The sequence below is a fragment of the Bradyrhizobium sp. Ken01 genome (assembly GCF_055807355.1).
Map to the genome: position 1 here is coordinate 19,885 of NZ_JBVVPC010000061.1, position 22,239 is coordinate 42,123.

General features: G+C 64.7%; 19 protein-coding genes. 9 read left to right on the forward strand and 10 right to left on the reverse strand.

Annotated features, from left to right (window positions below; all coding sequences use genetic code 11):
- The first annotated feature begins 30 nt into the window (after window positions 1-30).
- Window positions 31-972, forward strand: a complete 942-nt coding sequence (locus tag AC0L3S_RS35235) for an IS110 family RNA-guided transposase (protein WP_473284393.1) — start codon at window positions 31-33, stop codon at window positions 970-972.
- Between the two features lie 52 nt (window positions 973-1,024).
- Here AC0L3S_RS35235 and AC0L3S_RS35240 read toward each other — a convergent pair whose 3' ends face one another.
- From AC0L3S_RS35240 to ugpB, 10 genes are all read right to left on the reverse strand, one after another.
- Window positions 1,025-1,747: a GntR family transcriptional regulator gene (locus AC0L3S_RS35240; RefSeq protein ID WP_473284395.1), complete on the reverse strand. Its 723-nt coding sequence runs from the start codon at window positions 1,745-1,747 to the stop codon at window positions 1,025-1,027.
- Between the two features lie 4 nt (window positions 1,748-1,751).
- Complete coding sequence (hpxZ, locus tag AC0L3S_RS35245; protein ID WP_007597958.1) at window positions 1,752-2,144, reverse strand: oxalurate catabolism protein HpxZ; 393 nt, start codon at window positions 2,142-2,144, stop codon at window positions 1,752-1,754.
- A gap of 1 nt (window position 2,145) precedes the next feature.
- Window positions 2,146-3,543: an AtzE family amidohydrolase gene (locus tag AC0L3S_RS35250; protein ID WP_473284397.1), complete on the reverse strand. Its 1,398-nt coding sequence runs from the start codon at window positions 3,541-3,543 to the stop codon at window positions 2,146-2,148.
- Between the two features lie 7 nt (window positions 3,544-3,550).
- Complete coding sequence (locus AC0L3S_RS35255) at window positions 3,551-3,730, reverse strand: DUF4089 domain-containing protein (protein WP_473284399.1); 180 nt, start codon at window positions 3,728-3,730, stop codon at window positions 3,551-3,553.
- Window positions 3,731-3,749: 19 nt separating this feature from the next.
- Window positions 3,750-5,489: a dipeptide ABC transporter ATP-binding protein gene (locus AC0L3S_RS35260; RefSeq protein WP_473284401.1), complete on the reverse strand. Its 1,740-nt coding sequence runs from the start codon at window positions 5,487-5,489 to the stop codon at window positions 3,750-3,752.
- 274 nt (window positions 5,490-5,763) lie between these two features.
- Window positions 5,764-6,663: an ABC transporter permease gene (locus AC0L3S_RS35265; RefSeq protein ID WP_473284403.1), complete on the reverse strand. Its 900-nt coding sequence runs from the start codon at window positions 6,661-6,663 to the stop codon at window positions 5,764-5,766.
- 9 nt (window positions 6,664-6,672) lie between these two features.
- Window positions 6,673-7,686 carry an ABC transporter permease gene (locus AC0L3S_RS35270; protein ID WP_007597968.1) on the reverse strand — a complete coding sequence of 338 codons (1,014 nt, stop codon included), beginning with the start codon at window positions 7,684-7,686 and terminating at the stop codon, window positions 6,673-6,675.
- A 218-nt stretch (window positions 7,687-7,904) separates the two neighbouring features.
- Window positions 7,905-9,527, reverse strand: a complete 1,623-nt coding sequence (locus AC0L3S_RS35275) for an ABC transporter substrate-binding protein (protein WP_473284405.1) — start codon at window positions 9,525-9,527, stop codon at window positions 7,905-7,907.
- A 385-nt stretch (window positions 9,528-9,912) separates the two neighbouring features.
- Complete coding sequence (locus AC0L3S_RS35280) at window positions 9,913-10,869, reverse strand: aminoglycoside phosphotransferase family protein (RefSeq protein ID WP_473284408.1); 957 nt, start codon at window positions 10,867-10,869, stop codon at window positions 9,913-9,915.
- Between the two features lie 222 nt (window positions 10,870-11,091).
- Entirely contained in the window at window positions 11,092-12,432 is a 1,341-nt protein-coding gene (gene ugpB, locus AC0L3S_RS35285) for a sn-glycerol-3-phosphate ABC transporter substrate-binding protein UgpB (protein WP_473284419.1), read from the reverse strand.
- A 185-nt stretch (window positions 12,433-12,617) separates the two neighbouring features.
- Here ugpB and AC0L3S_RS35290 point away from each other — a divergent pair, with 185 nt between their 5' ends.
- From AC0L3S_RS35290 to AC0L3S_RS35325, 8 genes are all read left to right on the forward strand, one after another.
- The gene (locus AC0L3S_RS35290; protein ID WP_473284410.1) at window positions 12,618-13,613 is read left to right on the forward strand and encodes a TRAP transporter substrate-binding protein; all 996 of its coding nucleotides are present in this window, start codon (window positions 12,618-12,620) and stop codon (window positions 13,611-13,613) included.
- A 54-nt stretch (window positions 13,614-13,667) separates the two neighbouring features.
- Window positions 13,668-15,698 carry a sensor histidine kinase gene (locus tag AC0L3S_RS35295; protein WP_473266923.1) on the forward strand — a complete coding sequence of 677 codons (2,031 nt, stop codon included), beginning with the start codon at window positions 13,668-13,670 and terminating at the stop codon, window positions 15,696-15,698.
- Window positions 15,668-17,413, forward strand: coding sequence for an ATP-binding response regulator (locus AC0L3S_RS35300; RefSeq protein WP_473284412.1), 1,746 nt, complete (start codon window positions 15,668-15,670; stop codon window positions 17,411-17,413). Before AC0L3S_RS35295 ends, AC0L3S_RS35300 begins: the two co-directional genes overlap by 31 nt.
- A 10-nt stretch (window positions 17,414-17,423) precedes the next feature.
- Entirely contained in the window at window positions 17,424-18,158 is a 735-nt protein-coding gene (locus AC0L3S_RS35305) for a response regulator (RefSeq protein ID WP_007597984.1), read from the forward strand.
- Window positions 18,159-18,578: 420 nt separating this feature from the next.
- Window positions 18,579-19,190 carry a sigma-70 family RNA polymerase sigma factor gene (locus AC0L3S_RS35310; protein WP_247495466.1) on the forward strand — a complete coding sequence of 204 codons (612 nt, stop codon included), beginning with the start codon at window positions 18,579-18,581 and terminating at the stop codon, window positions 19,188-19,190.
- A 509-nt stretch (window positions 19,191-19,699) separates the two neighbouring features.
- Entirely contained in the window at window positions 19,700-20,398 is a 699-nt protein-coding gene (locus tag AC0L3S_RS35315; RefSeq protein WP_473284414.1) for a cytochrome c biogenesis CcdA family protein, read from the forward strand.
- Window positions 20,399-20,429: 31 nt separating this feature from the next.
- Window positions 20,430-20,993 (forward strand): thioredoxin family protein, encoded by a 564-nt coding sequence (locus tag AC0L3S_RS35320; protein WP_473266601.1) that lies wholly within the window; start codon window positions 20,430-20,432, stop codon window positions 20,991-20,993.
- A gap of 84 nt (window positions 20,994-21,077) precedes the next feature.
- The gene (locus tag AC0L3S_RS35325; RefSeq protein WP_473266603.1) at window positions 21,078-22,052 is read left to right on the forward strand and encodes a hypothetical protein; all 975 of its coding nucleotides are present in this window, start codon (window positions 21,078-21,080) and stop codon (window positions 22,050-22,052) included.
- The last annotated feature ends 187 nt before the right edge of the window (window positions 22,053-22,239 follow it).

The following is a 22,239-nucleotide window of genomic DNA, read 5'->3' on the forward strand; positions in this document are numbered from 1 at the left end:
AACAGACCTCGCATCACAGGGACAGGCACCATGATGATACCCCTTCGTTGCGTCGGAATCGACGTCTCCAAACGATATCTCGATATCTTCGATGAGAGCTTGGGCGTGCCGGAGCGCATCGCCAACGCGACACAGGCCATCACACAGATCGTGGCGCGTTGGCGATGCGATGTGCTGGTCGTCTTCGAAGCCACGGGTGTCTATGACATCGAGCTTCGCGAGGCGCTCAGTCAGGCCGGCATCCGTTTCGCCCGGATCAACCCGGCCCGGGCCCGCGACTTTGCGCGCGCCAGTGGCCAGCTGGCCAAGACTGACCCGATCGATGCGCGGATGCTGGCGAGCTTTGCCCGGGCCATGCAGCCGGCCACCGAGCAAGCCGCCAATCCCGCCCGCAATGCGCTGGCCAGGCTGGCAAAACGGCGGGATCAGCTGGTCCTCATGCGTGCTCAGGAGAAGAACCGGCGCAGCGAGGCCGATGACCGCGCCATGGCCGATCGTATCGGCCGTCTCATTGAAGTCCTCGACAGCGAGATCGCCGAGATCGAGGCCGACATCAGCGCATTGATCAAGACTGAGCCGGAAATCTCGGATGATGCGCAGTTGATACGGTCACTTCCCGGCGTAGGTCCCGTAGCCTGCATGCAGCTGATCGCACAGATGCCGGAACTCGGCCGGGTCGGACCGAAACAAATTGCGGCGCTTGCCGGCCTGGCCCCCTTCAACGTTGACAGCGGCGCCTTCCGTGGCAAACGCAAGATCGCCGGGGGCCGAAAGCGCGTGCGTGACGCCCTCTACATGGCCGCTCTGAACGCGGTTCGCCGCGCCGATCCGTTCAAAGCCTTCTACACCCGACTGCGACAGACCGGCAAACCAGCCAAACTCGCCCTCATTGCCGTCGCCAGGAAGCTGCTCACAGTCCTCAATGCCATCATGCGCGACAGGAAACCGTACCTGCACACCAAGCCAACATAACAGTTGCCGGCCTTCGCCGGGACGACAGCGAGTAAATTGACCCGCCGTTGCCCTACACCGACACCGCGTAGATCTCGTACTCCCCGCGCACGAGCTCGATATGCGCGCGCATCGCGGCGGCGGCGCCCTGCTTGTCGCCGCGCATGATGGCGACGACGACGCGGTCGTGCTCGGCTTGCGACTTGGCGAGGCGGCCGAGGTTGCGGAACTGGGCGCGGCGGAACGGCTGCACGCGCACCCGCGTCGCCAGCGTGATCTCGGCGATGTAGCCGTTCTGCGATCCCGCATAGATCGCGTTGTGGAAGCGCTCGTTGACCTCGTGGAAACGCTCGGGATTGCCGGCGTAGCTCAACACCCGCAGCTCTTCGTGGATGGCTTCCAGACCGTGACGCTCGGCAGCCGACATGCGTTCCGCGGCAAGGCCCGCGCACAGCGCTTCCAGCTCCGCCATCGCCTCGAACATGCCCGTCAGCCGTTCGAACGAAGGCTGTGCCACCACCGCGCCGCGATGGGCGCGTGCTTCGACGAGGCCGCTTGCCACGAGCTGGTGCAGCGCTTCCCGGACCGGGGTACGCGAAACGCTGAAGCGGCGCGCGATATCGGTCTCATCAAGCGGCGCGCCGGGCGGCAGAGCTCCGCGTACGATCTCATCGGCGAGCTGCAGGCGCAGCTCCTCGGCGCGCGTGATTTTGTGGGCTGATGGCGACGCCCGGTCGACACGCGGCACCGCCGGTTCGGCCGGCAGCGTTCCGGGCGGAAGATCGTCAAGCATCATACGGTCAGGTCTCTTTCGACTCGTCGATGATGCTGACATGAGCGGCGACGACGCGCCAGCCCTCCGGGAATTTTACCCAGGTCTGCATCTGCCGGCCGACCTTGCCCGGCATCGTGTCGCGATAGAACAGGGTGGAGGCAACCGCGGTGTCGCGGCCATAGCTGGTGATCACGGTTTTCGCGGTGCGGCGGTTGAGGCCGACCGGCGAGCGCCCGGCGCGGAACCCGGAGATCGCCTCATAGCCGTAGAGGTTCTCGCCGATGCCATAGCGCAGCGTGCGGGGATCGTTGCGGAAGAGCTCGCCGAGCACGGCGACGTCGTTGGTGATCAGGGCCTGCTCGTAGCGGTCGAACGCGGCTTTGACGTCCGCGATCACGTCGGGGAGATCGATCTCCATCTCAAAATCCTTTTGGGCTGGGCGCGGCGGCGACGCCCATCTTCTCCAACGCGTAAGCGACGCGCAGCGCGATGTCCTCGCGCCAGGGTGCGGCGATGATCTGCACGCCGATCGGCAGCGGCTCGAGCGGCACCGGCACGGCAACCACGGGCAGGCCGATGAAGGAGATCGGCTGGGTGTGGATGCCGATATTGGCGCGCACCGGCAGCTCGACCCCGCCAAGGTTGAAATTGACCTGGCCGAGTTTTGGCGCGGTGCAGGGCGTCGCGGGCGCGATCAGTACGTCGACGGATTTGAAAATCTCCGCGAGCTGCGCGCGATACCAGCGGCGGAATTTTTGCGCGCGGTCGACCAGCGGCGCCGGCACCATGGCGCCCGCGATCAGCCGGTCGCGCACGGCAGGATCGAAATCGTTCGGCCGCTTGCGCAGCCGGTCGAGATGCAGCGAGGCGCCCTCGGTGGTGGTGATGACATAGGCCGCCGCGCGGGCCCGCGCGGCTTCGGGCACGTCCACCACGCGCGTTGCGCCCAGCGCCTTCGCGACGCGGCTGACGGCTTCGACGGCTTCCGGAAACAAATTGGTCTGGAAGTATCCGCCGGCGATGGCGATGCGCAGGTCCGAAACCGGATTGGCAAGCAGCGGCAGCGTCGGCTCCAGACCACGTGTGGTGGTGCAGGCGGCGTCGTCCGCATCCGGGCCCTGCATGGCGTCATAGGCGAGCGCGAGATCGGTGACGGAGCGCGCGAACGGACCGAGATGATCGAGGCTCGCGACGAACGGGAAAGAGCGCGCGCGAGAGAGCCGGCCATAGGTCGGCTTCAGGCCGAAGATGCCGCAGAACGAGGACGGCACGCGGATCGAACCGTTGGTGTCGGAACCGAGCGCGATCGGCACCAGCGCGCCGCCGACGGCGCTGCCGGATCCGCCCGAGGAGCCGCCGCTCATCCGCGTCGTGTCATGCGGATTGCGCGAGGGACCGTCATGGACGTTCTCCCCGGTGAAGTCGTAGGCGTATTCGCCCATGTTGAGCGCGCCGACCAGCACGGCGCCGGCCGCTTCCATCCGCTCGATCAGCGTGGCGTCGCGCGTGGCGGGCACGCGGTCGCGGTTGATCTTCGAGCCTGCGCGCGTGGCGAGGCCTGCGACGTCGAATAAATTCTTCACCGCGAAGGGCACGCCGGCAAGCGGGCCGACGGTCTTGCCGGCGGCGATATCGGCATCGATCGCGCGCGCTTTGGCACGGGCGCGATCGGCGGTGACGTCGGTGAATGCGTTGAGGGTGGTGTCATGCTGCTTGATGCGCGCAAGCGCCGCTTCGGTCGCATCGAGCGCCGACATCTTGCGGCCCGCAACCGCACTCGCGATCTCGGCAGCCGTCATCTCTGGCTTGGTCGTCATGGCGGCGTCAGACGGTGAAGATGGGCGCCGGCTCGGTCTCGTCCGGCAGCGCGAATTCGTCGACGAGGCGGCCGAGCCGCAGCGAGACCTCGAGATTGGCGCGGATGGACGACCTCCATGCTTCCTCGACCGGCAACGCCAGCGCTTTCGTGACAGCGTCGATATAATCGTCCAGCGGCTCGGCCATCACGCTCCCAAACAAGCTCTCAGTGTGCGCCCAGTGTCTGCAGCGGCGGATGCGGGATCGCCGTCAGCAGTTCCTTGGTGTAATCGTCCTGCGGATCGCTCAAGACCCTCTCGGAAGACCCTTCCTCGACGATTCGACCCGCCCGCATGACAATGACACGATCGCACAACAAGCGCACTACGTTCAAATCATGCGAGACGAACAGATAACTCATACCTAGCCGCGCCTTGAGGTCCTGGAGCAGATTGAGGACCACCGCCTGGACCGAAACGTCGAGCGCGGCGGTTGGCTCGTCCAGGATGACGAGTTTCGGGTGCAGGGCGATGGCGCGGGCGATGCCGACGCGGGCCTTCTGGCCGCCCGACAATTGGTGGGGAAAGCGATCCAGCAGATTGTGCGGCAGGCCCACCATGGTGGCGAGCTCCTCGCAGCGGGCGCGGAGCGCGTCGCGCCCCCTGATGTCACCGAGCTGCATGATGGGATCGGCGATGGCGCGCACGGCGGTGAAGCGCGGGTTGAGGCTGTCGGTCGGATCCTGGAACACCATCTGGATGCGGCTGCGCTGCGGCAGCCGGGCAAAGCCGGCGGGCGCGATGGCGCCGATGTCCTCGCCGTCGAACTGAATCAGGCCCGAGGTCTGGTCCAGCAGCCGCATCACCATCATCGAGGTGGTCGATTTGCCGCAGCCGGACTCGCCGACCAGGCCAACGCTCTCGCCGTGACCGACCGAGAAGCTGATGCCGTCGACCGCGCGGAACACATCCGGTTCCACCGGCGGCTTGCGGCCGAACAATTTGCCGAGCGTGGCGGTCGCGCCCTGGCGGGGATATTCCTTGACCAGCTTGTCGATGAGGAGAAGTGGCGTCTTGCCCGCCGCGGCGGTCGGAGCCAATTCCGCGGATACTGCGCTCGTGGCGGCGAGTGCTGAGCCTTCCTCCTCCGGCAACAGATCCCGCAGGCTTACGCCGAGCCGCGGCGTCGCGCGCATCAGCTTCTTCGTGTAGGGGTGCTGAGGGTTGGCGAAGATGTCGGCGGCTTTCGCGGTCTCGACCACCCGGCCCTTTTCCATCACCACGACGCGGTCGCAATAGGCGGCCGCAAGGCCGAGGTCGTGCGTGATCAGGATGGTCGACATCGCCTTGCGCTTGGTCAGCTCGACGATCAGATCCATCACCGCCTTCTGCGTGGTGACGTCCAATCCCGTCGTCGGCTCGTCGGCGATCAGCAGCTGCGGATTGCAGGCGAGCGCGAGCGCGATGACGACGCGCTGGCACATGCCGCCGGACAATTCGAACGGATAGGCATGATAGCGCTCGCGCGGGCGGGCGATCTTGACCTGCTCCAGCGCCTCGATCGCCTTCTCGCCGCGATCCGACACCATGGCCTGCTGGACATGGGTGCGCAGCACGTCCTCGATCTGGTCGCCCACTTTCCGGATCGGGTTGAGCGCGGCGCGCGGGTTCTGGAAGATCATCGAGACTTCGCGACCACGCAAATCGCGCATCTGGTCTTCGGTCGCGGCCTTGACGTCGATGCCGGAGAACATCACCGAGCCCTCGGCGATCCGCCCTGCACGATCGAGGATGCGCATCACCGCATACGACGTCACCGATTTACCGGAGCCGGACTCGCCGACGATCGCCAGCGTCTCGCCCTTGGCAACGGAGATGTTGACGTGCTGCACCGCCTTGACGATGCCGCGGCGGGTGGTGAATTCGACGGTGAGGTCCTGGACGTCGAGCAGGGGCTGGGCGGTCATGGATGCCTCCCGACACTCAAAAGCTCGAAAACAACCCCATGCACAGTAGGGAAGCAGTTGAATTTATTGAATAATTTCTGAGTGGAATTTGCGTGTGAGGCGGGCACCGCTCTCTCATTCCCTCCCCCCTTGTGGGGTCCGAGGCGAGCGAAGCTCGCTCTTGGGGGCAGGGAGGGGGCTAGCCACGAACTCAGACCTCTCCCGGGGCTACCCCCCTCCCCAACCCTCCCCCACAAGGGGGGAGGGAGCGATACAGCGGAATTCGTAATCATCATCACGTCCTCCGCTGGGGGTCGACGATGTCGCGCAGGCCGTCGCCGAGGAGGTTGAAGCAGAACACGGCGATCATCAAAGCGAGGCCCGGGAATAGCGCGATCCACCATTCGCCTGACACCATGAAGCCGGCACCTTCGGCGACCATGATGCCCCATTCGGCTGTCGGCGGACGCACGCCGAGGCCGATGAACGAGAGACCGGCGGCATTGAGGATGGCGTAGCCCATGGTCAGAGACATCTGCACGATCATGATCGGCATGATGTTCGGCAGGATATGCACCAGAAGAATGCGGAATTCGCCATTGCCGGACAGACGCGCGGCCTGCACGAAGCCGGCGTTGCGGCGGACATTGGCTTCGGCGCGCGCGACGCGGGCGTAGAGCGGAAAGTTCACGATGGCCGTGGCCAGGATGATGTTCTGCACGGTGTTGCCGAGCGCGGCAACGATGCCCATCGCGAGCACGAACAACGGGAACGCCATGATGGTGTCGGCGATGCGGCCGACGATGCGATCGGTCCACCCGCCGAAATAGCCGGCCGCGATGCCGGCGAGTCCGCCCATCAGGAACACCAGCGCGACGGAGGCGACCGCGATGAACGTATCGAGCCGCGTCGCCACCACGACCCGGCTGAAGATGTCACGGCCCAGTTGGTCGGTGCCGAACCAGTGCGCGGCCGAGGGTGGCTTCAGCGACGCCGCGGTGTCGGACGCCAGCGGGTCATACGGCACCACATAGGGGCCGAAGATCGCGGCAAGGAGGATCACGATCAGCAACGCGAAGGCAAAACCGGTGACCTTGTTCTCGCCGAGCACGTAGCGGGTCTGTTCGAGGAGCGCGACGAACCCTGACGTCCGCGCGGGACCGACGGGTTCAACAGCAGGCGCAACGGAGCTCATTGTGTTCCCCTACCCTTCCAAGCGCACGCGCGGATCGATCACCCCATAAAGAATGTCGATCACGAGATTGAGCAGCACGTACATGACCGCCATGGTCAGCACGAAACCCTGCACCGGAGCGAAGTCCGACGAGATCAGCGCTTCGACCGCATAGGAGCCGATGCCGGGCCAGGCGAACACTTTTTCCACGAGCACGTTGGCGCCGAGCAGGAACGAGAACACCATGCTCAGCGTGGTGATGACGGGGAGCATCGCGTTGCGGAAGGCGTAGGTGACGATGACGGTCGCCGGCGACAGGCCGCTGGCGCGCGCGGTGCGCACAAATTCCGACGACAGCACCGCCAGCATCGAGGCGCGCGTCATGCGCGCGATCGGCGCCAGCGAGAAGATCGCAAGCGTCGTCGCCGGCAGGATGAGCTGGCTGCATGCCGAACGGAACGCCTCGAAGTCGCGCGCGATCAGGGTGTCGATGAGATAGAAGCCTGTGACCGTCGGCGGCGCGCTGTAGAACACATCGAGCCGGCCGAGCGGCGCGGGCGACCAGCCGAGCCGGAAATAGAAGACATAGACCAGCACCAGGCCGGTGAAGAACACCGGCAGGGACACGCCGGCCGTCGTCGTCACACGACAGAGATGATCGACCCACGATCCCGGCCGCGTCGCCGCCAGCACGCCGAGCGGGATGGCGATCACGATCGAGACGATGAGGCCGAGCAGCGTCAGCTCGGCGGAGGCTGGCAGGCGATTGCGGATTTCGGCCGCGACCGGCTGGCCCGTCGTGAGCGAGTTGCCGAAATCACCATGGGCGAGATCGTTGGTGTAGCGGAAGAACTGCTCGATCAGCGGCTTGTCGAGGCCGAGCTTTTTACGGATTTGCTCGACGGCTTCTTTCGTTGCGGCGGGGCCGGCGAAGTACGCAGCGGGATCACCCGGCAGCGCGCGTGTGAGCAGGAAAGTGACGATGACGACCCCGATCAGCGAGGGAATCGCGAACATCAGGCGCTTGCCGATCATGGTCAGCATGGGGTGCTCCTCCTTCTGCCTTGCAATTGGGAGCAAACTTGAACGGCCTGCGCCGCTGCGTTCCCTCCCCCCTTGTGGGGGAGGGGCAGGGAGGGGGGTGGCTCCGGGAGAGATCTGAGCTTGTGGCTACCCCTCTCCCCAACCCTCCCCCACAAGGGGGGAGGGAGCCTGAAGAGCGTGCTCACCTCACTCTGAAGGACAGCGCCCGCCACGCCCCCTTACCCCTTCGCCATCGCGCGGTAATCCAGCCTGCGGTGGAACCAGTATTGGTAGCCGCTGATGTTCTTCTGCATCGCGATGTTGACGAAGGGCTGGTACAGCGGGATGCGCGGGATGTCGCTGTAGGCGAGATCGACGAACCCCTTCACGTCGGTGTCGTAGGTCGCGGTGTCACCGGTGGCGGCAGCATTGCGCGCCCCGTCGATCAGCTTGTCCATCTCCGCCGACTTGTAGCTCATGGTGTTGAAGACGGAATTGTTGCCGTGATAGCACCAGTAGAAGAAGTATTCGGGGTAATCGAGCCAGCCCGAGAATACGTTGGTGAAGAGCGGCATCTCCTTCTTGTTTAATTCGGTGCGCCAGTTGGCGCCGGGCACCTTGTTGATGGTGGTCTTGATGCCGATCTGGGCCAGGCTCTCCTGCACCAGCACGCAGAGCGGCTCATTCACGCCGGCGAAATTGAGGTCGAACGAGATCGTGGTCTCGAAGCCGTTGGGATAACCAGCTTCAGCGAGCAGCGCCTTCGCCTTGTCCATGTCGGTGTTGTATTTGTGCGGCTGCGGCCAGGCGACTTCGGTCGGCTTGTCCTTGGGCGCGCCGAACATCGGGTTTGCCAGCCCGAACATCACCGCGTCCATGATCTTCTGGTAGGGAATCGCGTAGGCGACCGCCTGACGCACTTTGGGATTGTCGAACGGCGGCTTGGTCACGTTCATGCCGATATACTGGATGCCGTTGGAGAACGGCAGCGACACCACGTTGAGCTTGCCGCTCGCCTTCATCTCCTGGAAATCCTTGAACGGCAGCTCGTAGGAAATGTCGGCGTCGCCGCGCTCCAGCAGCGCGCGGCGATTGCCGGCCTGCGGCACCATGCGCCAGATCACGCGCTTGATCTTCGGCAGCGGGCCGCCGACCCAATCGTCATTGCGCTCCATCACGACTTCGGTGCCGGCGGTCCACTTCGTCACCTTGTAGGCGCCGGAGCCCGCGGTCTGCTGCTTCGTGTACTCGAGACCCCATGGGTCTTTTTCGCTGGCGTTCTTCTTCACCAGCTCGGAATTGACGATGCAGGGCACGATCACCGCGAGATCGGGAATCGTCAGCTTGTCCTTCTTCAGGAAGTCGACACGCACCGTGTAGTCGTCGATCACGACGAACTGCTCGGGTTTCGTGAGCGAGCCCGCGCTCATCTGGAAGGTGGGGAAGCCGCCGACGCTGACGGCGCGGTCGAGCGACCACTTGACGTCCTTGGCGGTCACAGGCGCGCCGTCATGGAATTTGGCATTTTTCTTCAGCTTGAAGGTGACCGACATGTCGTCGATCTTGAAGTCCTCGGCGAGTTCGCCCTTGAACTTGTCGCGATCGTAATAGGGCACGCCGCCGGGGCCGGTCTTCATCTCGTGGCTGATCAGGCGGTCGTAGCAATTCCAGGACACCTCATAGCCGGGCACGTTGGTGCCGACGCCGTGGATGTCGAGATTGTTGGGGCCGCCTTCCGAGACGATCAGCAGCGTCTCCGAGCGCGCATCGGCATAGGCCGAAGAAACCACGGAGGGCATGGCCGGAAGCGCCGCGCCTGCGGCCAATCCGGAAACGGACTTGAGGAAATCGCGGCGCTTCATGAAATGGCTCCAACACAAAGTTTTCTGGTTGGAACTGGATTCGCAAGGTTCGTGCCAAGGCTTAATGAGAATTTAAACCGGCATAAGAGTTTGAAATATCTAAATGAAATAGCTATTGATCGAACCATCGATCAGAAACCAAGTCTTGGGGCATTGCATACAAAGATGCGCATTTGCTCATAAAATAAGCTGAATGGAGTCTCGCTTGTTTGGCAGGCGGCCTATTGGACCACCGTCGTCCTGGCGAAAGCCAGGACCCATTACCCCAAGCAGGAGTTGCGGCGCGAAGCTGGCAACTACGAATCTTCGCAAAACCCCTCCCTGGGGTAAGGGGTCCTGGATCTGCGCTTCGCTTGTCCAGGACGACGGTGGGGATCCCCGGCAATCACCCCGGCCAGATCAGCTCCTGCAGCTCGACCAGATCATTCGCCTGCTCCTGCCAGCTCTCGATGCAGATGTGGCTGTTGAGGTCGCTGGAGCGGTGCAGCAGCATCAGGGCCATCAGCCGGCGCTTCAGCGCATAGTCCGGCTTCGCATAGCCAAAGCCTTCGAGCAGGCTGCGCACCCTCCCCTGCCGGCCCGCTGCCATGAAGGCGCTGGGGCCGAGCAGATCGTAGTCGCGCCATCCCGCCAGCACGTCGCCGAAGTCGAACAGGCCGGCGAGCGACCATTGGCCGTCGTCGCAGGCGAGCAGGAAGTTCTCCGGAATGTATTCGCCGATCAGGATCACCGGCGCATCCATCGGAATGAGCGCGGGCGCATCGCGCAGGAGATCGTCGAGGCCGGCGAGGAATTTTGGCGCAAGGCCGAGACGCGTGTGCCGCGCCTTGCAGCCCTGCATCTGGGCGCGCATGAAGTCTCCCCAGCGCGGCTCGATCTGCGCGAGCGGCCCGAGCGGCGCGCGCTGTACGGACGCGATGGTCTCGCCGATCTGGCGCAGCACGCGTTCCTTCTGCGCTTCAGGTAATTGCGGCCAGACCTCCGAGCCGAGCGTGCCGGCAAGGCGTGTGACGATCAGATAAGGCCAGCCGTCGCGCTCGCCTTCCGCGACAATCTCGGGGATCGGCAGGTCCAGGCGGCCGGCAAGCTGGGTCAGCGATCCGCGCTCGGAAACGAATTGCGCGCGCAGCAGCGGCGGGAAGATTTTCAGGATCAGGTGATCGCCGAAGCCGACGACGAGATTGGTGCCGGTCGCAAACACGTGCGGCGCGCTGACATCGAGCTCGTGGCTGCTGGCGATGTCGATGGCGATCGGCAGCCATCGCGGTGGGTCGGAGCGAAACGCGCGAAAGTCAGCAGCGTCGGTGAAAGTTGGCAAGATTTGCGATGGAACGCTGGTCATGCGCGCCCGATGAGGCAAGCGGGTTTTGCTTGATTTGATGCGCGCCAAGCAGACGGCGCACCTCTCCCGCTTGCGGGGGAGGTCGGCGCGAAGCGCCGGGTGGGGGTTCTCTCCTCTAGGGGATTGTCCCTTTGCAGAGAGCCCCTCTCCCCAACCCTCTCCCGCAAGCGGGAGAGGGGGCGCACTTCCTTCGCTGTTAAAGAGAGGTCCAATCTGAGAACTCTACCTATCCGGGCTGGCGCGCTCGAACTGGCGCAGGATCTTGTTGCCGCGCTCGACCGCGGCATCGAGCGCGGCTTGCGCGCTCTTGCGGCCGGCAAAGGCCTGCTCCAGCTCGTCCTCGATCGCGCCGCGGATCAGCACGAAGGAGCCGAGCCGGATGCCCTTCGAATTCTCCGTCGGCGGATGCAGCGTGATCTCCTCGAACGAGATCGCCGAGCCCGGATTGCGCTCGTAAAAACCTTGCGCGCGGGTCAGCTCGAAGGCGGCGCGGGTCACAGGCAGATAGCCGGTGTTCTGGTGCCAGGCGGCCTGAACGCCGGGCTGCGACAAATAGGCGAAGAATCGCGCAACCCCCTTGTATTCCTCGCGGGGCCGGTCGCGCAGCACCCACAGCGTGGCGCCGCCGATGATCGAGTTCTGCGGCGCGCCTTTCACGTCGGGCCAATACGGCATCATGCCGTAGCCGATCTCGAACTTCGAATTCGCCTTGATGTCGGCGCGCGTCGCCGAGGAGCCGATGAAGATGCCGCATTCGCCGTTCTGGAAGCGCGGCTCGGCCGACTGGCCGCGGCCGCTATAGTCGAACACCTTGGTCTTCTGCCACTCGCTGAGCTCGGCGACATGGCGCACCAGAGACGGATTGTTGATGGTCAATTCCGCATCGAGCGCGGCGAAGCCGTTGGTCCGCGTCGCCAGCGGCAGATTGTGGAAGGCTGAAAAATTCTCGACATGGATCCAGGACGGCCAGGACGTGGTGAAGCCGCACGCCGCGCCGCGATCGCGCAGGCGCTTTGCCGCAGCGCCGAGCTCCGGCCAGGTCTTCGGCGGCGCGTCCGGATCGAGCCCTGCGTCGCGGAACATGGTCTTGTTGTAATAGAGGATCGGCGTCGACGAATTGAACGGGAACGACAACAGATTGCCGGCCGCATCGGTGTAGTAGCCGGAAACGGCGGGAAGATAGTCATTGAGCGAGAACGGCTCGTTCATGTCCCGCATCAGGCTGAACACGGGATAGATCGCGCCCTTGGCCGCGGTCATGGTGGCGGTGGCGACCTCGTTGACCTGGACGATCGCGGGCTGGCTGCGCGAGCGGAAGGCGAAGATCGCGGCCGTCACCGTCTCGGTGTAACTGCCCTTGTAAGTCGGTACGACGCGATAATCCGTCTGCGAGGCGTTGAAGTCGGAGGCGAGCTTCTCGAGCTGCCGGCCGAGTTCGCCGGACATCGCGTGCCACCAGGCGATGTCGGTCGCGGCACGCACCGGCGCGGCCAATGAGAGGGCCGCAAAGGCGGCGGCGACCTGCAAAAGGCGCGATGCTGAAGTCACGATGGCTCTTTCCATGCCGCACGACGAAAGCGGCTGTCCCTGCTTAAGGCGCGGCATTTGCGGTTTCAACCGGGAATGAGCGCCGGCCGCGCCGCACAATCACGCCGAAGCCCCGGGCGGGATGGCCTTCCCACGACCATCTGCTAGATTGCATTGAACCTTTTCCTCCCGCCATAGACTCCACCACTGAGGGGTTGAGTGTGCCAGTGTTGAACCGTGCCGAACGCACGCGGACCGGGGTGGTTTTCGTCGCGCTTCTGATCGCCATCTGCGCGACGGGAGCCGCTGCGCGCGAATTCCGCGCCGCCGACACCCAGACCGAGGATTATCCGACCGTGCAGGCGCTGCGCTACATGGGCGCCCTGATCGCCGAGCGCAGCGGCGGCCGGCACGAGGTCAAGGTGTTCCACTCCCGCCAACTCGGCGAGGAGAAGGAGACCATCGAGCAGACCCGGGTCGGCGCGATCGATCTCAACCGGACCAATGTGGCGCTGATCGGCAACTTCGTTCCGGCGATGAACGTGCTGGCGATGCCGTTCCTGTTCCGGTCCATCGAGCACATGCAGAAGGTGCTGGACGGGCCGGTCGGCAGCGAGATCCTCGGCAGCTTCGAGCCCTATGGCTTCGTTGGCCTCGCCTTCTACGATTCCGGCGCGCGGTCGATCTATAACGGCGCCCGGCCTGTGCGGAGTGTCGCGGACCTCAAGGGATTGCGGATCCGGGTGCAGCAGTCGGAGTTGATGAGCCAGATGATCCGCGCGCTCGGCGCGGAGCCGGTCGAGATGCCCTATGGGCAGGTGCTTGCCGGGCTTGCCAACCATTTGATCGACGGCGCCGAGAACAACTGGCCATCCTACGTGACGACGGACCATTACAAGCATGCGGGCTACCTCGCACTCACCGAGCACACGATGAGCCCCGAAGTGCTGGTGATCTCGCTGAAGGCCTGGAAAAGCCTCTCAGTCGACGATCGGACCATCTTCAAGGAAGCCGCGCAGCGCTCCAGCCGATTCATGCGCGAGAAATGGCGCGACCTCGAGGAGCAGTCGCAGCGCAAGGCGGAAGCAGCGGGCGTCACCATCGTCAGGGATATCGACCGCAAGCCGTTCGAGGATGCGATGGTCGCGATCTACGCCAAGGCCGGGCAAGATCCGGCCGCGGCCGCGCTGATCGAACGCATTCGTAAGGTGGAGTGAGGCCTCTTGCCCGGGCTTGGACACAGCGAGCATGCAGACAGGTCGCCCGGCCCGATGGGGCGGCTACGTGCGCGGCTGGTCGGCGTGCTCCGGGCGGTGCCGATCCGCTGGCGCATCCTGTCGATCGCGGCGCTGAACTCCGCCGTGGTCATCGTGCTGGTCGGGCTGATCTGGAACGGCTCGCAGGTGCTCGGCTCGGCCTGGGACGACGTGCGCCAGGTGCGCGAGTCCGACCGGATTCTGGCGCTGCTCGAAAGTGAGACCGGGCGGCTGCACAATCTGATCCACCGCTACATCAACCAGCCGAGCCCCGACCTGTTCGCCGAGATCCTGCTGCTGCGCGAGGCGGTGCTGGGGACGCTGGCCAACCGTGCCGCCAAGGACCCGATGCTGTCGGGTTCGGTCGAGGAGCTGGAGCGCACCACCGACCGCTTCCTCAACGGCTTCGGCGAGCTGCGCGGCGTGCAGGCCACCATCGCCAAAACCTATGAGGATCAGGTGCAGGGACCGGCCAGGGACATGGCCGGGCTTTACTCGATCATCGAAGGCGCCACCGGCCATCGCGACGCGCTGATCTGGCCTTCGCTGGGCAAGTCGCGCGAGGCCTTCACCGCGATGCTGGTCGCGGCCAATTCCTACTATCTGTCGCTGTCATCGGGTGCGGCCGACGACGCCCGCCGCAACACCGAGACGATCGAGAAGACCATCCCGGTGATGATCGACCTCGCCGACAACGACCTCCAGCGCATGGCGCTGCGGCGGCTCGCGGCCCGGACCGCCGCGCTGCGCGAAGGCTTTGCAAAGCTCTCCGAGCAGCTCACGAACCGTACCGAGCTGCTGCGCAACACCATCGACGCCAACCAGGCCGAGGCGATCGGTGCCATCGACGACCTCTCCACCAAGATGCGCCAGCGCGAGCAGAAGGCGCAGGAGACGTTCGACCGCACGCTGGCGGACATCTCCCGTCGCGTTCTTTCCATCGCGGTGATCTTCCTCGGCATCATCCTCACCGCCGGCGTGCTGATCGCACTGTCGATCCGGCTGCCGCTGCAGCAGATCATGGCGGCGATGCGCGCGATCACGCTCGGCGACCTCGGCCGCGAGGTGCAGGGCACGCGCGCGCGCGACGAAGTCGGCGCCATGGCGCGCGCGGTGGAAGTGTTCCGCGAGAACGCGATCGCCAAGCGCCAGACCGAGGACGAGCTGCGCGCGTCCAAGGAGAAGGCCGAGAGCGCGCTGCTCGAGCTCAATGCCGCGCAGCAGAATCTGATCGATGCCGAGAGGCTCGCAGCCCTCGGCGGCCTCGTCGCCGGCGTTGCGCACGAGGTCAACAACCCGATCGGCATCAGCCTCACCGTTGCGTCGAGCTTTGCCCGGCGCACCGAGATTTTCGAGGCCCAGCTCAAGGGCGACGGCGGCCTGCGCCGCTCGCAGCTGGAAGAATTCGTGCAATCCTCGCGCGACGCCTCGCAGCAACTCGTCGCCAACCTCCAGCGCGCCGGCGAACTGATCCAGTCTTTCAAGCAGGTCGCGGTCGACCGCTCCCATGCCGAGCGGCGGCAGTTCTCACTGAGCGAAGCCACCGACCAGATCATCGCGAGCCTGCGCCCGGTGCTGAAGCGCTCGCCGATCACGCTCCATGTCGACATGCCCGAGGGGCTGCTGCTCGACGGCTATCCCGGCTCCTACGGCCAGATCCTGACCAACCTCTTCCTCAATGCCGCCAACCACGCCTTTGCCGATGGTCGCGCCGGCACGATCACGATCTCGGCACGGCCCCGCGGGGCCGATGACGTCGAGATCATCTTCACCGATGACGGGGCCGGCATGACCTCCGACGTGCAGCGCCAGGCCTTTGACCCATTCTTTACCACCAGGCGCAATGAAGGTGGCACGGGACTCGGCCTCCATATCGTCTATAACCTCGTCACCCAGCAGCTTGGCGGTCGCATGATGCTGGAATCCAAGCTGGGACAAGGCACTACATTTCGCATTATCATGCCCCGGGTCGCCAGGGGCGGCGCGCAAAGCACAGAGACTGACGGGACTTCTCAATGGCCGAACAGGACGATGTCCTCCACCTGATCGACGACACCGATACTGCATCGGAGGATGTTGACGCCCGGAAATGGAAGATCGCCGTCATCGACGACGATCCGGCCGTGCATGACGGCACGCGTTTTGCGCTCTCGGACTATTCGCTCAACGGCCAGGGCCTGGAGATCCTCTCTGCCCATTCCGCGGCGGAAGGTCGCAAGCTGATGGCCGCGCACAACGACATCGCCGCCGTTCTGCTCGACGTCATCATGGAAACGGACGTCGCCGGCCTGGAGCTGGTCGAGTACATCCGCAACGAGCTCAAGAACGAGACCGTCCGCATCATCCTGCGCACCGGACAGCCCGGCCAGGCGCCCGAGCGGCGCGTGATCGTGCAGTACGACATCAACGACTACAAGGCCAAGACCGAGCTCACCGCCGACAAGCTGTTCACCTCGCTGACCGCGGCGCTGCGCTCCTACCAGCAGCTCGAGCGCATGCTGCAGACAAGGCGCGGACTCGAGATCATCATCGACGCGGCTTCCACGCTGTACGACTTCAAGTCGATGCAGCGGCTCGCCGAGGGCGTGCTGACCCAGCTCGCCTCGCTGCTCAACGTCGATTGCGCCGGCATCCTGGTCTTGCGCGACAATGGCGGCATCGACCCCGAACTCTCGGTGCTCGCCGGCAGCGGCTGCTACAGCCGCTTCATCGGCACGACCTCGTCGAAGGCGCTCGATCCCGATCTGCGCGCGATGGTGGAAGCCGCTTTCCAGGGCCGCAAGAACGAGTTCGCCGACCACCGCAGCGTGATCTATTTGCGCACCGGAAGCGGCCGCGAGGTCGTGGTGCTGCTGCAGGCAGAGCGCGAGCTGTCCGAGACCGACCGCTCGCTGGTCGAGATCTTCTCCAGCCGGCTCTCGATCGCCTTCGACAACGTCATCCTCTACCAGCAGCTCCAGGCCGCCAACACCCAGCTGGAAGACCGTGTCGCCCAGCGCACCCGCGCGCTGATGCAGGCCAACCGCCGGCTCTCGGCGCAATGGCTGCGGCTGCAGCGCGCCAACGGCTTCAAGAACGAAATCCTCGGCACCGTTGCGCACGATCTGAAGAACCCGCTCGGCGTCATCCTCGGCCGCACCGAGATGCTGAAGGAGCTGATCTCGACCGGCGCGTCGTCAGGCGGCGTGGTCGCCCAGGTCGATCACATCCGCGATGCGACCAAGCGCCTGACCACGATGGTCGACCATCTGATCTCGGACGCGATGGCCGACGCCTTCGACATCACCATCCGCCGCGAGCCCGTCGACGTCGCGGCCCTGGTCAAGGAGGTTGCCGAGGCCAACCAGCCGCTCGCCGTCAACAAGCAGCAGGCGATCAGCGTCACCGCGCCCGTCAACATCGTCACCATGTGCGACACCGACCGCATCCGCGAGGCGATCGACAATCTAATCAGCAACGCCATCAAATACTCGCCGATCGGCGGCAAGATCGGCGTCGTCGTCAGCCATGAGGGCGGCGACACCATCATCCGCGTCAGCGACGAGGGCGCCGGCCTCTCGCCGGAGGATCTCGGCCGCCTGTTCGGGCGGTTCCAGCGGCTGTCGGCAAAACCGACCGCCGGCGAGAGCTCGACCGGGCTTGGGTTATCCATCGTCAAGCGTATCATCGACATGCACGGCGGCGAGGTGACCGCCGAGAGCGAGGGCCCCGGCAAGGGCTCGACCTTCACCATCACCCTCCCCGCGACCGAAATCCCGTGATCTCAGGACCATGACCCAAAGCCAGCACATCATGATCGTCGACGACGAGGCCCCGGCCCGGGAGATGGTCGGCGATTACCTCAAGATGCACGGCTTCACCGTGACGCTGTGCGACGGCGGCAAGTCCTTGCGCACGGCGATCGACGGCAGCATGCCCGACCTCGTCGTGCTCGACCTCAACATGCCCGAGGAAGACGGGCTCTCGATCATCCGTGACCTGAAGAGCCGCATCAACGTGCCGGTGATCATGCTGACGGCGACGGCGAGCCCGATCGACCGCGTCGTCGGCCTCGAGCTTGGCGCGGACGATTACGTGGCCAAGCCGTGCGAGCTGCGTGAGCTGATGGCGCGCATCCGCTCGGTGCTGCGCCGGAGCGCGCCGGCGAAAGCCGTGGCGGAAACGGCGGCTGCGAAATCGGACAAGGAGCAATTGGTACGGTTCGGGACAAAGTGGCTCGATCTCGAAGCGCAGGCCCTGCGCGACGACGAGGGGAACGAGCACCCGCTGACCGCATCCGAGTTCGGGCTCTTGAAAGTGTTCGCGGCCAATCCGAAGCGCGTGCTGTCGCGCGAGCGCCTGCTGGAATTGGCCAACGCGCGCGATGCCGAAGCCTTCGACCGCGCCGTCGATCTGCGCATCATGCGCATCCGTCGCAAGATCGAGCCCGATCCGGCAAAGCCGGCCGTGATCCGCACCATCCGCGGCGGCGGCTATCTGTTCTCGCCGGCGGGCGAGAAGGCGTAGGGGCCCCATTGTCGTCCTGGCGAAAGCCAGGACCCATTACCCCAAGCAGAAGTTGCTGCGCGAGGCTGGTCCCTCGTGTCTTCGCCGAACCCACTCCGTGGTTATGGGTCCTGGCCCCCCGTGCGCAATTGCGCACTAGGCCAAGACGACAGCTGGGATTGGGCGACATCGAACGCAAACCCCGGAAATATGTTCCCGGCGCCTCCGCTCGTCGCCTAATCCCCATCCCCGTATTTTCCGTACATTGAAATTCCACGCTTTTTTGCCTCGAATGTTTCGTCGCAGCTAATCCGACGAAACAATTTGATGGCGCACGAAACCATTTTCTCCTTTTCGTGCAGACGTCCCGAAACGTTGGCTCATTAACACTTTGGTCCAAGGAAACGCCGCTCGGTTGCGGCGCTACGGGGAGCCAAGTCAATGCCGAACGTCATCGCCATCAACGCCCAAGCCAGCCAGAGCATCATTGCCGCTCAGGCGACCTCGGACGACATGCTTCTCGAAAGCATTGCCGACGGCAACCGGACGTCCATGCACATCCTTTATTGCCGACACAATGTGCGCGTGTACCGCTTCATCCTGCGGATCGTGCGCGACGCTACCACGGCGGAAGACCTCGTCAGCCAGGTGTTTCTGGACGTATGGCGGACCGCCGGCCAATTCCAGGGCCGCTCGCAGGTTTCGACCTGGCTGCTCTCGATCGCCCGCTTCAAGGCGCTGACCGCGATGCGCCAGCGCCGTTTCGAGGACATCGACCAGGAAGACGTGCGCCAGATCGCCGACGGCTGCGACACGCCGGAGACCTCGCTCGACCGCAGCGACACCAGCGCGATCCTGCGCGCCTGCGTTCAGAAGCTGTCACCCGCGCATCGCGAAATCATCAACCTCGTCTACTACCATGAGAAGTCGGTGGAGGAGGTCGGTCAGATCATCGGCATCCCGCAGAGCACGGTGAAGACCCGGATGTTCTATGCCCGCAAGCAACTCGCCGAATTGCTTAAGGGCGCCGGCGTCGAGCGCTTCGCAGCCTGAAGCTTAGACATTTCAAGGGGATAGGACGCAAGCTTTGGCCCTATCCCGGACACGGAAGTGTTACCGCCCACGAAACAATTGAAACAAAGCACAACATCAGGCGGAAAAACTTCCCTTCTATAAAGCTCTCATACGGTTTCGTTAAACCTCCCAAGACCTCCAACGACCCGGACGGGATGCCCCCCTCCGGGTCGTTTTGTATTTGGGGGTGGGCTGCGGCGCTGCGCTCGAGTGAGGCGGACACGTCTCTCTCATTCCCTCCCCCCTTGTGGGGGAGGGGCAGGGAGAGGGGTGCCACACGGGGACTCTCTCGACTTATGCGCGCGGCATGATGCCAGACGGGTAGACCATCTCCTGGGCTACCCCCCTCCCTAACCCTCCCCCACAAGGGGGGAGGGAACGCACCGCCGCCGCGGCAGCAGCACTCCCGTCACGAACGTGTGACGGCGCGTAACGTCCGACACATCCATCCCGAACCATCCTCGTGCCCCCCTTCACGAGTGCCCCCGATGCTCGAACTTCTCTTCGCGATCCTCGCCGGCATCCTCACCATCGCCGCGCCGTGCACGCTGCCGATGCTGCCGATCCTGCTCGGCGCCTCGATCGGTCGCAGCTCGCATCTGCGCCCCGCGATGATCGCGCTCGGCTTCGTCATCTCGTTCTCCGCGACCGCGCTGTTGCTCGGCGCCATCACGCGGCTGTTCGATTTCGATCCGAACGTGCTGCGCGAGGCGGCCTCGATCCTGCTGCTCGGCTTCGGCCTGTTGATGCTGTGGCCGGCGCCGTTCGAATGGCTGTCGATCCGGCTCAACGGCTGGCTCGATCTCGGCAATTCCGGCGCGACGCAGCGCGAGGGCGCGCTCGGCGGACTCGTGCTCGGCACCACGCTCGGCCTGGTCTGGACGCCCTGCGCCGGCCCGGTGCTCGGCTCGATCCTGACGCTGGTCGCCACGACGAAGAATGTTGGCTGGGCCGGCACGCTGCTGATCGCCTACGCGATCGGCGCGGCTATCCCCATGCTGGCGATCGCCTATGGCGGGCAGGCCGCGACCACGCGGGTGCGCAGTCTCGCGCGCATTTCGCCGCGCCTTCAGCAAGGCTTTGGCGTCGTCGTGATCGGCTTCGCGCTCGCCGCCTATTTTCAATACGACACGCTGATCGTGGCGTGGCTCACCGGCTTCTATCCCACCGGCCAGATCGGCCTGTGATCATCGCGCATCTCAACCGGAGGACTCGTCCATGACTTTCAAACTGCTCGCCGTCTCCGCCGCTCTGATCGGCATCGCCGTAACAGGCGCCGTCATCCCCGGCATCTGCGACGAGGCTCCGCGTGCTGTCCCTGTCGTCACCGCTGCCGCAAGCCAGCAGACTGCGCCCGACTTCGCCGGCATCAACAACTGGTTCAACTCGAAGCCGCTCAGCCTCGCCGACCTCCGCGGCAAGGTCGTGCTGGTCGACTTCTGGACTTATGGCTGCGTCAACTGCGTCAACACGCTGCCGCACGTCACCGAGCTCTACACCAAGTACAAGGACCGGGGTCTCGTCGTGGTGGGCGTGCACACGCCGGAATTCCCGTTCGAGCGCTCGGCCTCCAATGTCCAGGCGGCGCTGAAGAGGCACGGCATCACCTATCCGGTGGCGCAGGACAATGATTCCAGGACCTGGAACGCCTACAGCAACCAGTATTGGCCGGCGCAGTACATCATCGACCAGAACGGCAAGATCGTGTTCCAGCACGCGGGCGAAGGCCGCTATGACGAGATCGACCGCACCGTGGCAAAGCTGCTGAACGCCAATAGCTAACACCCGGCGCGGGTCTCGCCGTTGCTGCTTGACTCCACGGACCCGTCCGTGGAGTTTCGCGGGCTACGGAATCAGCCGCCCGCAATGGACGACGCCACCAGCAGCACCGACATTCGCCTTCGTGAAGGCGCCTCGATCGCGCAGCGGCTGGTCATGTCCGGCTTTGCGGCCGCCGTTGCACTGTGCTTCACGCCGGGCCTGTTCACGCACGACCTCCTGGAGGTGATCATCTCCGTGGTCGCGCTGCTGGTGGGAGCGGCGTTCGTCGGAATCATCATGCTGGCGCCAGCGGTGGTGTGGATCATCACGCCGGACGAGATCCTGATCGGGGAGCAGCGTCCGTTCGGAAAACTAAAGACGCGGATCGTTGCCAAAGACGACATCAGGGGATTGCAGGTTCCCGGAAGCAAGAGGGCGAAAGCCCGCTTCCAGCTCGCCTTCACGCTCGCCTCCGGTGAGCGCCTGACGTCGCCGCCGATCACCGATGTCACCCACGTGCATGACACGGTGGCGCGGATCGCCGCGCAATTCGACGTTCCCGACGTCGAGTCTCCTGTCAATCCGCTCGATGCCAGCAATCCCGAGATGCGTCTCGGCGACCCCCTCGAGCCGTTCTCGAAGAGAGACATCAGGATCGTCGCACTGATCGTCGTCGCATTGTGCGCCGTTCCCTACGCCTACAGGCTTTGGCGTGGCCTGTCGCCCGGGCCGGTCGACATCATGCTGCTGCCGGTCGGCGCGATCGCCGCTTTCGGCGTTTATCGATATGCCAACCTTGTGACCGGCGCCTTCTGGATCATCCGCCAGGGCGATATCCGCGTCGAACGCCTGTGGGGCGACGGCACGTTGCGCGCCGACCACATCGAAGGGCGCGACGTCAAGACGATCACGGTCGAGCGCCGCGGCCGGTCCGAGGACGAGCACTGCATCGTCGTGATCCGCTTGCTCTCAGGACGACGGTTTCGCAGCCCTCGGATCGGGTCGAGGCTCGAGGCGCGCGCCGTGGGGACGGAGATCGTCCGGCGGCTCGGGATCGCGCCGGAGAACAACAAGATCTAGCTGGCATCTCGTGCGAATTGGCGAAGTTGATCTCACCGCTGGTTCGGTCTGAGCCTCTCCCGCTTGCGGGAGAGGTCGGCGCGCCCGGGCGATGCGAAGCATCGTCCCGCGCGCCGGGTGAGCGACTATCTCTGTTGTCAAGTTGCATTGGCGTAGGCGGTGCGCGCATCGCGTGCCTTGGCGTTGA

Bases quoted from the DNA above. Each gene is read 5' to 3' on its own strand.
- AC0L3S_RS35235 (WP_473284393.1), top strand. From the start codon at position 31: ATGATGATACCCCTTCGTTGCGTCGGAATCGACGTCTCCAAACGATAT.
- AC0L3S_RS35240 (WP_473284395.1), bottom strand. From the start codon at position 1,747: ATGATGCTTGACGATCTTCCGCCCGGAACGCTGCCGGCCGAACCGGCG.
- hpxZ (WP_007597958.1), bottom strand. From the start codon at position 2,144: ATGGAGATCGATCTCCCCGACGTGATCGCGGACGTCAAAGCCGCGTTC.
- AC0L3S_RS35250 (WP_473284397.1), bottom strand. From the start codon at position 3,543: ATGACGACCAAGCCAGAGATGACGGCTGCCGAGATCGCGAGTGCGGTT.
- AC0L3S_RS35255 (WP_473284399.1), bottom strand. From the start codon at position 3,730: ATGGCCGAGCCGCTGGACGATTATATCGACGCTGTCACGAAAGCGCTG.
- AC0L3S_RS35260 (WP_473284401.1), bottom strand. From the start codon at position 5,489: ATGACCGCCCAGCCCCTGCTCGACGTCCAGGACCTCACCGTCGAATTC.
- AC0L3S_RS35265 (WP_473284403.1), bottom strand. From the start codon at position 6,663: ATGAGCTCCGTTGCGCCTGCTGTTGAACCCGTCGGTCCCGCGCGGACG.
- AC0L3S_RS35270 (WP_007597968.1), bottom strand. From the start codon at position 7,686: ATGCTGACCATGATCGGCAAGCGCCTGATGTTCGCGATTCCCTCGCTG.
- AC0L3S_RS35275 (WP_473284405.1), bottom strand. From the start codon at position 9,527: ATGAAGCGCCGCGATTTCCTCAAGTCCGTTTCCGGATTGGCCGCAGGC.
- AC0L3S_RS35280 (WP_473284408.1), bottom strand. From the start codon at position 10,869: ATGACCAGCGTTCCATCGCAAATCTTGCCAACTTTCACCGACGCTGCT.
- ugpB (WP_473284419.1), bottom strand. From the start codon at position 12,432: ATGGAAAGAGCCATCGTGACTTCAGCATCGCGCCTTTTGCAGGTCGCC.
- AC0L3S_RS35295 (WP_473266923.1), top strand. From the start codon at position 13,668: ATGGGGCGGCTACGTGCGCGGCTGGTCGGCGTGCTCCGGGCGGTGCCG.
- AC0L3S_RS35300 (WP_473284412.1), top strand. From the start codon at position 15,668: ATGGCCGAACAGGACGATGTCCTCCACCTGATCGACGACACCGATACT.
- AC0L3S_RS35305 (WP_007597984.1), top strand. From the start codon at position 17,424: ATGACCCAAAGCCAGCACATCATGATCGTCGACGACGAGGCCCCGGCC.
- AC0L3S_RS35310 (WP_247495466.1), top strand. From the start codon at position 18,579: ATGCCGAACGTCATCGCCATCAACGCCCAAGCCAGCCAGAGCATCATT.
- AC0L3S_RS35315 (WP_473284414.1), top strand. From the start codon at position 19,700: ATGCTCGAACTTCTCTTCGCGATCCTCGCCGGCATCCTCACCATCGCC.
- AC0L3S_RS35320 (WP_473266601.1), top strand. From the start codon at position 20,430: ATGACTTTCAAACTGCTCGCCGTCTCCGCCGCTCTGATCGGCATCGCC.
- AC0L3S_RS35325 (WP_473266603.1), top strand. From the start codon at position 21,078: ATGGACGACGCCACCAGCAGCACCGACATTCGCCTTCGTGAAGGCGCC.